The organism is Streptomyces zaomyceticus (assembly GCF_014656215.1).
GTDB lineage: Bacteria > Actinomycetota > Actinomycetes > Streptomycetales > Streptomycetaceae > Streptomyces > Streptomyces zaomyceticus.
In genome coordinates this window covers 62,081-74,417 of sequence record NZ_BNBZ01000001.1, presented here as the reverse complement: position 1 = coordinate 74,417, position 12,337 = coordinate 62,081, and the positions used below count along the sequence as shown (strand labels likewise).

12 protein-coding genes are annotated in these 12,337 nt (G+C 73.8%); 5 read left to right on the top strand and 7 right to left on the bottom strand.

All coding sequences use genetic code 11. The features are described 5' to 3' along the window. Both IE311_RS00380 and IE311_RS00375 read left to right on the top strand, forming a co-directional pair. On the top strand, positions 1-1,512 hold the full coding sequence (locus IE311_RS00380) for a sensor histidine kinase (RefSeq protein WP_373313708.1): 1,512 nt from the start codon (positions 1-3) through the stop codon (positions 1,510-1,512). 20 nt (positions 1,513-1,532) lie between these two features. Then, positions 1,533-2,282, top strand: a complete 750-nt coding sequence (locus tag IE311_RS00375; RefSeq protein WP_189829459.1) for a hypothetical protein — start codon at positions 1,533-1,535, stop codon at positions 2,280-2,282. A 42-nt stretch (positions 2,283-2,324) separates the two neighbouring features. Here the strand turns inward: IE311_RS00375 and IE311_RS00370 are convergent, their stop codons facing one another. Further along, on the bottom strand, positions 2,325-3,155 hold the full coding sequence (locus IE311_RS00370) for a serine hydrolase domain-containing protein (RefSeq protein ID WP_189829458.1): 831 nt from the start codon (positions 3,153-3,155) through the stop codon (positions 2,325-2,327). A gap of 51 nt (positions 3,156-3,206) precedes the next feature. On the opposite strand from IE311_RS00370, the gene IE311_RS00365 reads away from it, so the two are divergent. From IE311_RS00365 to IE311_RS00355, 3 genes are read left to right on the top strand one after another with little or no spacing between them, the layout of a single operon-like run. Continuing rightward, positions 3,207-3,617, top strand: coding sequence for a MerR family transcriptional regulator (locus IE311_RS00365; RefSeq protein ID WP_435811728.1), 411 nt, complete (start codon positions 3,207-3,209; stop codon positions 3,615-3,617). Continuing rightward, positions 3,614-4,639, top strand: a complete 1,026-nt coding sequence (locus IE311_RS00360; protein WP_189829457.1) for an aldo/keto reductase — start codon at positions 3,614-3,616, stop codon at positions 4,637-4,639. The genes IE311_RS00365 and IE311_RS00360 overlap by 4 nt, the downstream gene beginning before the upstream one ends. A 37-nt stretch (positions 4,640-4,676) precedes the next feature. After that, the gene (locus IE311_RS00355) at positions 4,677-5,171 is read left to right on the top strand and encodes an SUKH-3 domain-containing protein (RefSeq protein WP_189829456.1); all 495 of its coding nucleotides are present in this window, start codon (positions 4,677-4,679) and stop codon (positions 5,169-5,171) included. 73 nt (positions 5,172-5,244) lie between these two features. On the opposite strand, the gene IE311_RS00350 is transcribed toward IE311_RS00355, so the two are convergent. From IE311_RS00350 to IE311_RS00325, 6 genes are all read right to left on the bottom strand, one after another. Further along, positions 5,245-6,450, bottom strand: a complete 1,206-nt coding sequence (locus IE311_RS00350) for an acyltransferase family protein (RefSeq protein WP_189829455.1) — start codon at positions 6,448-6,450, stop codon at positions 5,245-5,247. Beyond that, entirely contained in the window at positions 6,447-7,427 is a 981-nt protein-coding gene (locus IE311_RS00345) for an alpha/beta hydrolase (RefSeq protein ID WP_189829454.1), read from the bottom strand. Before IE311_RS00345 ends, IE311_RS00350 begins: the two co-directional genes overlap by 4 nt. A gap of 182 nt (positions 7,428-7,609) precedes the next feature. After that, positions 7,610-8,290 carry a response regulator gene (locus tag IE311_RS00340; RefSeq protein WP_189829453.1) on the bottom strand — a complete coding sequence of 227 codons (681 nt, stop codon included), beginning with the start codon at positions 8,288-8,290 and terminating at the stop codon, positions 7,610-7,612. Then, entirely contained in the window at positions 8,287-9,762 is a 1,476-nt protein-coding gene (locus IE311_RS00335; RefSeq protein ID WP_189829452.1) for a sensor histidine kinase, read from the bottom strand. Before IE311_RS00335 ends, IE311_RS00340 begins: the two co-directional genes overlap by 4 nt. Positions 9,763-10,035: 273 nt before the next feature. After that, a complete protein-coding gene (locus IE311_RS00330) occupies positions 10,036-10,938 on the bottom strand; it encodes a DUF4429 domain-containing protein (protein WP_189829451.1) in 903 nt (300 codons plus the stop codon). Positions 10,939-11,003: 65 nt separating this feature from the next. Further along, the gene (locus IE311_RS00325) at positions 11,004-12,221 is read right to left on the bottom strand and encodes an alpha/beta hydrolase (RefSeq protein WP_189829450.1); all 1,218 of its coding nucleotides are present in this window, start codon (positions 12,219-12,221) and stop codon (positions 11,004-11,006) included. Positions 12,222-12,337 lie beyond the last annotated feature (116 nt).

The window sequence follows — 12,337 nt, the reverse complement described above, 5'->3', positions numbered from 1 at the left end:
GTGGCCCCCGACGAGGACGCCGAGCAGGAGACGGCGAAGGGGCACGGCCGCACCTCCCGGCGGAAGGGCCGCAGCCCACGGCTGCGCCCGCATCCCTTCGGGCTCCGCACCCGGCTCGTCCTCGCCTTCCTGCTCGTCGCCGCCGTCGGCTGCGGCACCACCGCCGCCCTCACCTACCGGGCCGCCCGCAACGCCATCCTGGAGCAGGCCCAGGACACCGCCGTCTCCGCCTTCCGCGAGCAGGTCGAGAACCTCAACACCACGCTGCCCGTCAACCCGGGCATGCTGCGGTCCTCGCTCCTGATGATCGCCCGCCAGGGCAAGCCCCGCCCCTGGCGCGTCTACGCCGAGTACGGCACCCTCCGCGTCTCCTCCACCGACCGGCCCTCCTCCTCCGTCATCACCCCGGAGCTGCGGGCCCGCGCCGCCGACCAGAACATCCCGCACGGCAGCTTCCAGCGGGTGGTCAAGGACGGTGTCCCGTACCTCACCATGGCCGTCCCCGCCGTCTTCCTGGCCCGGTCGGCCGAGGGCCCGCCCCAGCGCACCGGTCTGGTCATCTACGCCGTGATGGCCCTCGACGAGGAGGAGGCGAACGTGGAGGCGATGGTCGCGGCCGCCCGCGACGGCGCCCTCCCCGCGCTCGCCGTCGCCCTGATCCCCGCGCTGATCGCCGCGCGGGGAGTGCTCCGCCCGGTGCGGGAGCTGCGCCACGCGGCCCACAGCATGGGGCGCGGCCGGCTCGACACCCGTATCCACGCCAAGGGCAGCGACGAACTCGCCGACCTCGCGCGGACGTTCAACGAGTCCGCCGCCGAGCTGGAACGTTCCGTCGCGGAACTCCGCAACGCCGAGGCCCGCGCCCGCCGCTTCGCCTCCGACGTCTCGCACGAACTCCGCACCCCGCTCGCCGGGATGCTCGCGGTGACCGAGGTCCTCGACGAGGACGCCGAGGGCCTCGACAGCGACACCGCCCGCGCCGTGCGCCTGATCAGCGCCGAGACCGGCAAGCTCGCCGTCCTCGTCGAGGACCTGATGGAGATCTCGCGCTTCGACGCCCGCGCCGCCGAGCTCCACACGGACGAGGTCGACGCCGCCGACTGCGTACGCAAGACTCTCCAGCACCGGCACTGGACCGACCCGGCACAGGTCGTCCCGTACCTCACGGAGGGGATCAGGGCCCGGCTCGACCCCCGCCGCTTCGACGTCGTCGTCGCCAACCTCGTCGGCAACGCGCTGCGGCACGGAGGGACGCCGGTGACGGTACGGCTGTACGCGGAAGGGGATCAGCTCGTGACGGAGGTCGCCGACCGGGGGCCGGGCATTCACCCGGACGTCCTGCCGCACGTCTTCGACCGCTTCTACAAGGCGGACCAGGCCCGCACCCGCTCGGCGGGCAGTGGTCTCGGCCTCGCGATCACCCAGGAGAACGTGCGGTTGCACGGAGGCACCGTCACGGCCGCCGACCACCCCGGGGGCGGGGCGGTCTTCACGGTACGGATGCCGCTGTGAACGGCGGCGGGGACGGGTCCGTGAACCGCCCCCGGACGGCCGACGGGACGAACCGCCCCCGGACGGCCGACGGGACGAGCCATCGCCGGCCCGGTGCCGTGGTGCCCGACCGGCCCGGTGCCGTGGTCCGCCGGGCCCGTCCCGTGAACCGCCGCCGGGCCGCCGCCTTCGCAGCCCTGTTGGCCCTGACGGCCCTGCCCGGCTGCGGCATACAGAAGACCGACGTCGTCGAGGCGGGCGGGGCCGCGACCGTCATCGTCGGCCCGATCCCCGAGGAACGGATCGTGCTCTACTTCCTCGGCCCCGACGGCAAGTCGATGCCGGTGGCCCGCGACCCCAGGAACCCGGACCCGTTCCCCGCCTCCCCGTCGACCTCGGGAGGCTCGGGAGCCGAGCACGTCCCCCTCGACGAGTTCGGCCCGGACTACAAGATCGACCCCGACCAGCTGTTCGGCTCGCGACCGGGCACCGACAAGATCCTCGCCATGCTCCTGGCGGGCCCCCGGCGCGACGAGACCGCCGCGGGCATCACCACCGCCCTGCCGCCGATCTCCGCCGGGGCGCCGCACGTCGCGCCGGACCCCAACACGGCCGGCGCGGCGCGCCGGCAGTTCCGTCTCCGGGCCCCCTTCCCCGTCAAGGAACTGACGGAGGCGGCCGTCCGCCAGCTGGTGTGCACGACCGCCTACGCGGAGCAGCCGGCCGGCCTGGTCGACGTGTCGGTCAGCGGCCCCGACGGGAACCTGCCCGCCCTCCGCTGCGACGAGTAGGACGGGTGCGACGAGGAGGACGGGCCGCAAGGGCCCGGTCGGTCAGGACGACCGCAGGTCCGTGAGCACCGCGTCCGTGAACGGCGGCCAGGCCTCGACCGCCCACGCCCCGAAGGGCCGGTCGGTGAGCGCCACGCACGCGGCCCGCGCGTCCGGGTCGATCCACAGGAACGTGCCGGACTGCCCGAAGTGCCCGAAGGTGCGCGGCGAGGACAGGGCACCCGTCCAGTGCGGGGACTTGCCGTCGCGGATCTCGAAGCCGAGGCCCCAGTCGTTCGGCCGCTGGTGCCCGTAACCGGGCAGGATGCCGGTCAGGCCGGGGTACGTGACGGTCATCGCCTCCAGGACCGTGCGCGGATCGAGCAGCCGCGGGGCCTGAACCTCGGCGGCGAACCGCACCAGGTCGTCCACGGTCGAGGCGCCGTCCTTGGCGGGCGAGCCCTCCAGCGTCGTCGACGTCATGCCGAGCGGCTCCAGGACCGCCTGGTGGAGATAGTCGGCGAAGGGGATGTCGGTCACCTTGGCGAGATGGTCGCCGAGCGCCTCGAAACCGGCGTTGGAGTAGATCCTGCGCGTGCCCGGCGCGGCCATGACCCGGTTCTCGTCGAAGGCCAGCCCCGAGGTGTGGGCGAGGAGATGGCGGACGGTCGAGCCCTCGGGCCCGGCGGGCTCGTCGAGGTCGATCGCCCCCTCCTCGTACGCGACGAGGACGGCGTACGCCGCGAGCGGCTTGGTGACCGAGGCGAGCGGGAAGCGCCGCCCGGTGGGGCCGTACGACCCGGCCAGGGTGCCGTCCGCACGGACCACGGCGGCGGCCGCGGTGGGGACGGGCCAGTTCTCGATCGACGCCAGGCTCGGCACGCTGCTCTGCATGGGGCCGAGCCTACTTGCTTCGAGTGCACTCCAACGTTTTAGCGTGGGGTCATGAGCGTGATGGCGAGCACGAGCACGAGCGGTACCCGGACGCACTACACCATCAGCGAGGTCGCCTCCCTGACCGGCCTCTCGGCGCACACCCTGCGCTGGTACGAGCGGATCGGCCTCATGCCGCACGTCGACCGGTCGCACACCGGCCAGCGCCGGTTCACCGACCGGGACCTGAACTGGCTGGCCTTCGTCGGCAAGCTGCGGCTGACCGGGATGCCGGTCGCCGACATGGTCCGGTACGCCGAGCTGGTCCGCGAGGGCGACCACACCCGGGACGCACGGCGGGAGCTCCTGGAGACCACCAGGCGGGACGTGCTCTCCCGGATCACCGAGCTCCAGGACACGCTCGCCGTGCTCGACATCAAGATCGGCCATTACGGGACCGCAAGCGGAGGAACATCTTCATGACCAGCGTGAGCAGGATCGACACCGTACGCCTCGGCGGCCAGGACGGCCCCGAGGTCGGCGTCCAGGGCTTCGGCGCCATGGGCATCAGCGAGTTCTACGGCGAGACCGACGAGGCCGCCGCCCGCGACACCCTCGACGCGGCCCTGGAGGCCGGCGTCACCCTGATCGACACCGCCGACATCTACGGCAGCGGCGCCAACGAGGAGTTCCTGGCCCCGTTCCTCGCCGCCCACCGCGACGAGGTCACCCTCGCCACCAAGTTCGCCATAGAGCGGCGCGCCGACGACCCCGCGTACCGGGCCGTCCGCAACGACCCCGCGTACATCAGGAAGGCCGCGGAGGACAGTCTGCGCCGCCTCGGCATCGAGACCATCGACCTCTACTACATGCACCGCCGCGACCCCGGGATCCCCTTCGCCGAGTCCGTCGGCGCGATGGCCGAACTCGTCCGTGAGGGCAAGGTCCGGTACCTGGGCCTGAGCGAGGTCACCGGGCCCGAACTCCGCGAGGCCCACGCCGTGCACCCGATCACCGCGCTCCAGTCGGAGTGGTCGCTCTTCTCCCGGGACGTGGAGCGCAGCGCCGTCGGCGCCGCGGCCGAACTCGGCGTCACCTTCGTGCCCTACTCGCCGCTCGGGCGCGGCTTCCTCACCGGAGCGTTCGCGGACGCCGCGAAGGACCTGTCGGGCGGCGACTTCCGCCAGTACCAGCCCCGGTTCACCGGCGAGAACGCGGAACGGAACGCCGCCCTGCTCGACCCGGTCCGCAAGATCGCCGCCGCGCACGGCGCGACCCCCGCGCAGATCGCGCTCGCCTGGGTGCAGCAGCGGGCCTCCGTGCACGGCCTGACGGTCGTCCCGATCCCCGGCACCCGCAAGCGCTCCCGCCTGGAGGAGAACGCGGCCGCCACCCGCGTCACCCTCACCGCGGCCGAACTCGCGGAGCTGGAGCCCATCGCGGGCCTGGTGGCGGGCGACCGCTACCCGGACATGCGCTTCACCTCGGTGGAGCGTGAGGCCTGAAGCGCCTCACGAGGGTGCGGGGAGCGCGATGGCGAGCATGACATCGGACCAGGTCGAGGCCGTTCTGACCGAGGCGGGCTGGCACCCGGGGCGCGACATCGGTGCGCGGCTGCCGGAACTCCTCCGGGTCGTGACCGATCGCTTCGCCGAAGAAGGGCACCCCGTCGAGGCGTTCCCGGCCGCCCGGGACTTCGTACGCGAGTTCGGCGGACTGCGGTTGGCCGTCCCGGGCACCCCGCCGGACGCCGTCGGCCTCAGCCCGCACTGGATCTACGAGGAGAGCGGCGAGGACGTTGCCGAACTTGCCGGAAACCTGGGCCGGCGCCTCTTCCCCGTCGGGTACGAGGTGTTCGACGGGGCGATGGTCCTCGTCGACGAGACCGGACGCTTCTTCCTCATGCACCACACCGGCCCCTACTTCCTGGGCACGGGCGCCTACGAGGCCCTCGGGTGTCTGCTGCGCGGTCCCCAGCGGGAGGCACGGGATTTCTTCGTCCGACGCGGGCCCGACGTGGGCCCGATGCGGGCCTGACGCCCACCTGACGCCCACCTGACGCCCGTCGGCTGCCCCCATCGGGGACGAGGGGTCCGCCCCGCCGTCCCGGTCACGCCAGTCCCAGGGCGAAGACCGCGAAGCCCGCCGCGAGCAGCCCCGCCAGGGTGCGGCGGGCCGGTCCGGTCCTCGTCCAGGGGGACTCGAAGCCCCGGGCGAACCGGCCGATCAGCACGAGCAGTCCGGCGAAGACCGGCATCCACGCCAGCCGGGCCAGGATCCAGCCGACCGAGTCCGGCGCACCCACCAGGCCCGGAACCTCCCCGACGTACGAGGCGGGGATCGCGGCCGTGAGCATGGCCGTCTGGTGCCAGCACAGGATCGTCATCGCCGAGAGGTTGACGACCACGACCGGCGCCCAGAGCGCGGGCCGCTTCAGAAGCCTGCCCAGCCGGTCCCTGAGCAGGATCGCCGCACCGCTCTGCGCGGCGGCGAGGGCCAGGACCAGCAGCGACGGCGGGTGCGAGTTGGTGCGGGCCTCACCGGGGACGCCGACCATCGACGCCGGGTAGCCGAAGGCCAGGAGCAGCGCGGCGAAGAGCGCGGCCCCACCGAGAAGGAGCGCCCAGGCGTGCCGCCGGGTGACCCGGCCCTCGCCCCACGAGACGCCGAGCTGATACGCGAAGAGCCAGCCGGGCAGGATGTTCAGCAGGCTCAGCCAGGACGGCACGGCGTCGGCGTACGGCCCGTACCGCAGGAAGTCGACGACGGCGACCGAGCCGAGCAGCGGGGCCGCCGCCCACACCCCGAGGCGCCGGGCCGCCCGTACGCACAGTGGGGTCAGCGCGGTGACCACCGTGTACACCCCGACGAACCAGAGCGGCTGGATCACCAGCGTGGACGCCGTCCGCAGGGTGTCCACGGGCACCCCCACCCCGAAGTGCAGCACGGGCAGGAGCGCCGCCCAGACCGCGGTGACCCCGAGGACCGGGCGGCCGAGCCGCGCGAGGCGGCCCTTCAGCCACTCGCCCGTGGAGCCCTTCCTGCGCCGGTGGGAGAGCACCGAGGCGTAGCCGCCGACCAGGAAGAAGATCCCCAGCATCTGGAGGATCCAGCTGACCGGCGCGAGACCGGCGAAGGCACCCAGCGGGCTGGCGTTGTGGATCGCCCCGTCGGAGGAGAGCGTGAAGCCGCCGAGCAGCCAGTGCCCGGTGGGCACCGCGAGCAGGGCCAGGGCGCGCAGCCCGTCGATCGCCCGGTCGCGATGGGCCGGGGTGCCGGACTCGATCTTCCGGACGGTCGCCGTCAGCGTGCTCATCGGACGTCTCCCCCGGCGATCGCGGCGAACGTGCGGAGGGAGGAGGTGCCGGGCGCGAAGTAGCCACCGTGGCCGGTGGCGTCCTCGGCCGGGATCCGGCGGGCTCCGAAGGCCGGGTCGGTGGGGTCGGCGCCGTGCCCCAGACCCCCGACCTCGACGTTCGGGATCCGGTCGATCCAGTCGGTGGGATCCTTCGCCGCCCAGACGCGGGCCGAAGTGCCGAGCTCGTTCACGTTCTCGGCGCGCATCCCCGGGGAGCCGAGGACCACCAGGTCCTTGGCCTTCAGATCGCGGGCGGCGAGGCCGCAGACCACGGAGCCGTAGCTGTGGCAGAACACGGACGGCTCGGCCGTGCCGACGGCCGCGAGACCGTCCACGAATCGGGTGAGCCGGTCCGCCCCGGCCTCGGCGAGCCGACCGGTCGCCGCGTCCAGGCCGACGCCGACCGGGGTCGTGTATCCGGCCCAGGCGACGACCGCCGTACGTCCGCCGGTCGCCCCGCGCAGGGAGGCCGCCATGTCCGTGAGCGGCCGCAGGTGGTCCGTGTCGATGTCGGAGCCGGGCACGATCACCGCGATGTGCTCGGCCCGCGCGAGATCCCCGTACACCAGGGCCACCTGACCCCGGCCGCGGGTGTCGTGGGCGAGGACCCGGGCCCCGTCGAACGCCCCCTGCGTGGAGCGGGCGTTGGCCTCGTAGCGCAGCTCCAGCGGCGCCCCGTCGAGGTTCCCGACGACCGTCGGGTGCGTCCGGGCCAGCTCCCGCTGCCGTACGGGGCTCAGCCCGGCGAAGAACCGCGCCACCCCGGCCGGGTCCATCCGCTCCGGGTCCGGCAGCCCCGCGGCCCGCCACGCCGCCGTCCCGACCGGCGCGCCCGTCACGGCCTCCTGGCTGTCACCGGACGCCCACCCGGCCGTCCCGCCGATCACGACGGTCACCAGGGCCGCGGTGATCAGGGTCCTCGACATACGGCGCATGGGGTCGCCCTCCCTCTTCGACTGCTCGCTCGTTCGCTGGCGAGAGGAAGGTAGGAAGACGACGGGTGACGGCACGTCACACCGGGGAGCCAACTCCGGGCCCATACCGGGGTAGGGGGTGGAGGAGCAGGCAACACCAGGGCGGGGGTGGGGTTTTCCCCCGGGGGACAGCTACCGGGGGATCAGGTCGTACCCGGGGTCACCAGGCCCGACTCGTACGCGAAGACCACCGCCTGCGCCCGGTCGCGCAGGTCCAGCTTGGCCAGGACCCGGCCGATGTGGGTCTTGACCGTCTGCTCGGCGAGGACCAGGCGGTCGGCGATCTCCTGGTTCGACAGGCCCCGGGCGATGAGTTCGAGGACCTCGGTCTCGCGCGGGGTGAGACCGTTCAGCCGCAGCGCCGTGGTGTCCTTGCGCGGCGCGGGCCGGGAGGCGGCGAAGTCGGCGATGAGACGCCGGGTCACGGAGGGGGCCAGCAGAGCCTCGCCCGCGGCCACCACCCGTACCGCCGCGATCAGGTCGGCCGGCGGCGCGTCCTTCAGGAGGAAGCCGGACGCGCCGGCGCGCAGCGCCTCGTACACGTAGTCGTCCACGTCGAAGGTGGTCAGCATCAGCACCTTCGGCCGGTGGGTGACCCCGGCCGGCGGGTGGAGGATCTCCCGCGCGGCGGCGAGCCCGTCCAGCTCCGGCATCCGTACGTCCATGAGGACCACGTCCGGGTGCGTCGAGCGGGCCACGTCGACGCCCTGCCGCCCGTCCGGGGCCTCGCCCACGACGTCGATGTCGGGCTGGGCGGCGAGCAGCGCGGCGAATCCGGCCCGCACCATGGCCTGGTCGTCGACGATGATCACGCGGATGGTCACTCGGAGTCCTTGGCGGTCGGGGTCGGGCTCGGGCTCGGGGTCGCGGTCGGGTTCGGGTTCGGGGGAGGGTCCGGTGTCGGGTCCGGTGTCGGTTCCGGGTGTGCCGCCACGGCGGCCGGGACCGGCCCCTGTGTCAGCGGCAGCCGCGCGGCGACCCGGAAGCCGCCGTCCGGCAGCGGCCCGGTGTCGAGCGAGCCGCCCGTCAACCGTACGCGCTCCCGCATGCCGACGAGCCCGTGCCCGGTACCGGACGCGCCCCGCTCGACCGCGGAACGCGCCTCCTCGGTGGGCCCGTTGACGACGAGGATCGTCAGCCATCCCCCGTCCGCCCGGATCGACACCCGGGTCGACGCCCCCGGCGCGTGCCGGACGACGTTCGCGAGGGCCTCCTGCACGATCCGGTACGCGGACAGGTCCACCGCCTGCGGTACGTCCCCGAGGTCGGCGGCGAGCCGCAGCTCGGCCGGCACCCCCGCCCGTACCGTCGCCTCGACGAGCTGCTGGACCCGGTCGAGCCCCGGCTGCGGGGCCCGCTCGCCCTCGCTGCCGTCACTGCGCAGCACGGACAGCAGCCGTCGCATCTCGGCCAGGGACTCGCGCGCGCTCGCCGCGATCGAGGTGAACTCCTCGCGGGCCGCGTCCGGGAGTTCAGGGATGCGGTACGGCGCCGAGTCGGCCTGGACGGTGATCACGGACATGTGGTGGGCCACCACGTCGTGGAGTTCGCGGGCGATCCTGGCCCGCTCCTCCAGGAGCGTGCGGCGGGCCCGTTCGGCCTCGCTGATGGTCTCCTGCTCCACCAGGCGCCGCTGGGCGTCGCCACGCGCGCGTACCGCCGAGGTGAGGAGCAGCAGCACCCCGCTCAGGACGAGCAGCAGGGTGTGGACGCTGGTGTACCCGGCCGGCCGGAAGGCCTCCAGGGCGTATCCGGCGACGCCCGTCGCGAGCCAGACACCGAACAGCGCCCGACGGGACTCGCGCAGGCCCAGCGCGACCATCAGCGCGCAGTAGCCGACCACGGCCGGCGGGGTCCAGGGCCACAGGTGGGCGCGCGTGCCGTCGGCGGCGAGCATCACGAGGGCGCCGAGCACATCGGCGGCGAAGACGATCCACCAGGCCTGGAGGGGACGGACGACGGCGAGCAGCAGCGGCGCGGTCTGCGCGGTGCCGATGGCCCCGGCGAGGGCGCCGTTGACGCCGTAGTCCCCGGCGAGGAGATGGACCGTGGTGGGGAGGAGCGAGGCGACGAAGGCCAGGGCGACGACGTACGGGAGCAGCCGCACCCACCGCGAGGAGGCATCGGCGAGCAGGGGCGCCCCCGGGGTGCTGGGCGTGGTGAGCGCGGTCCCGAGTCCCTGGAACATCTCGCGCGTCCGGGCGCTGAGCCCACTGAGCCCACTGAGCTGTCCGCGCCGGTCCTGCTGACCCTGCTGTCGGGGGGAGGGCGGCTCGTGCCGCGGTTCGGTAGCCATGACCCGCCCAGAGTAGGCAGCGACCCGGCCCCCCGACGTCATACCGGGGACCGGGCTGCGACCTGATACCGGAGTATGACGTCGGCGGGCGGGCCGGGCCTCGGGTGGTGACATCGCCCCAGGCTACGGGCGTCGCGCGGTGCGAGTTCCGTCAGCCGTCAGCCGTCAGCCGTCAGCCGTCAGCCGTCAGCCGTCAGCCGTCAGCCGTCAGCCGTCAGCCGTCAGCCGTCAGCCGTGGGCGCCGCGGGTCCGCTGCGTGTGTCTGCCGCGCGGTCACAGCTCCGCGAGGAGCTCCGCCTTCTTCGCCGAGAACTCCTCGTCCGTCACCAGTCCCGCCTGGTGCAGTTCACCCAGGTGCCGAATCCTTTCGGCGACGGCACCGGGAGTGGCGACGCGCGCGGGCACGCGATCCGAGCTCCGGATCGCCGCGAGGACCGCCGCCGCGAAGGGGAGGGACAGGTGCACCGGCCCGTAGCCGAGGCCGAAGACGACGGAGGCGGGGTCCCGGTCGGCCTGGGAGGCCCGGGGTTCGCCGCCCCGGGGCACCAGACGCAGATGCCCGTCGAGGACGTCCGGCGAGCGCCATTCGACCCCGCAGAGGTCCCGTACCTGGAAGAACTGGTCACCCGCCTTCCACTTCTCGGAGGACGCACCCGTCCACGACCAGCGGAACGAGACCTCCGACTGCCCGTCGAAGCTCGCCTTCCCGTCGTACGCCTTGAAGGACTGCGGACCCAGCGGCGGTGACACCAGGAAGCGGTCGGCGGGCGTCACGTCCGAGGAGCCCACGGGGTCCGTCGGGTCCTCCGCGTACGGCGAGCCCGCCGTGCGTGCGGCCAGGACCGTCCGCAGTTCGTCCCGGTAGTACTCGGCGAGCGTCTCCCGGTCCGCCGGGAGCACCAGGCGGTACGGATCGCAGTTCTCCGCCAGCTGTCCCGCGGCCGCCTCCATCAGTGGATCGGCACCCGGCCTGGGCACGGCGTGCAGCACGACGGTGCCCCGCTTGCCGGGCGTGAGCGTCACCGACGCCAGCGCCTCGTGCGGTACTCGTCGTTCGCGCAGCACGTTGAAGAGTCTTGGCGCACGGTTCCCCCGATCGAAGCGGATGACGAGGGCGTCGCTCTCGAACTCCCAGGTGGCATGAATTCCGGCCAGCACATCACCCATACGCCTCATCGTAAGCGGCGCGTGCCCGTGCGTCGCCCCTCCGAAAGGTCCCGAAATTACGTGATCTACGCGCGTCAGCGCCCTTCCGCGCCGGATATTCCGTCGTGGCAAGCGCTGTCGGCACGTGCGCAGACGAGGTTCCCGTAGGAGCCGACGCCTATCGCGGCGAAGTTGCCGAGGCTCTCCGTGCCAGGCTCGAAATAGCCGCTGTGGCCGATCGCGCCCCGCGCCGAGAGCAGTCGGGCGCCGAACTCCGGGGCCACCGGGTCGGCCCCGTGCCCGACGCCGGCCAGCTCCAGGTGCGGCACGTCCTCGATCCAGTCGTCGGCGTCCCGCATCGCCCACACGCGCGCGGGCGTGGCGAGGTCGCTCGCCCGCTCCACCCGCATCCCGGGGCTTCCCGCCACGGCCAGGTCCGTCACCCGGGCGGGCAGCCGCGGCGCCGCGACCCCGCAGAGCACGGAGCCGTAGCTGTGGCAGAACAGCGCCACGCGCGCGTCCCCGGGCAGCGCCTCGGTCAGTCCCACGAGCCGTTCGGCGCCGCCCTCGGCGAGCCGGCCGGTCATGGCGTCGACGCCGACCCCGACGGGCGCGGTGTAGTCGGCCCAGGCGATCACGGCGACCCTGGTGCCGGGGGAGGCCCGCCGCTCGGCGGCGTAGAGGGCCTCGGCCATGCCGACGGGTGCCCTGTACCGGCCGTGGGTCTTCTGGAAGGTGAGGAGATTGGTGTCGACCCCGGGCACGATCACCGAGACCCGTCCGGCCCGCTCCAGATCCCCGAGGACCTCGGCGGCCCGCCCCGTACCGGTGGGATCGAAAGCGAGGATCTGCCGGCCGGGCCGCAGCAGCGAGCCGAAGCGGTCGAGCCGGCGCCGCGCCTCGTGGCGGCCCTCGGCGGAGAGCCGGGAGTCGTGGATTCTGTTCCGCTCGGTCGTGAGCGCACGGCCGAGGGTGATCCGGTTGGCGCGGTAGCGCAGGGCCACCGGCGCGCCGTTGAGATTGCCGACGACGAGCGGATGCCGTTCGGCCAGACCGGCGGCACGTGCCTGGCCGAGACCGGCGAAGAAGGCGGCGACGCCCTGGGCGGGCGTGGTCGGACCCGGCAGCGGACGGTGGTCGATCCGGTCGCGCGCCCAGGCGGCGAGCGCGGTCTCACGGGAGGGGCCGCCGGGCTCGGCGCGGTGCCGGATCGACGTCCACCCGGTGGTTGCGAGCAGCACGAAGACGACGGCGAGCGCGAGCAGGGTGCGCACGACGATCAGCGCGGGGGAGGCGGCGTCGACTGAGGTCACGGGCCGCCACCCTACGGGGCGCGGGTGAAGTTTCGAGGATCAGGTTTCGCGAGGCGGCGCCGCGACCCGGCGGAGCCGGTTCGGCGGGCAGCGGCGCCGTGACCTGGCAGAGCCGG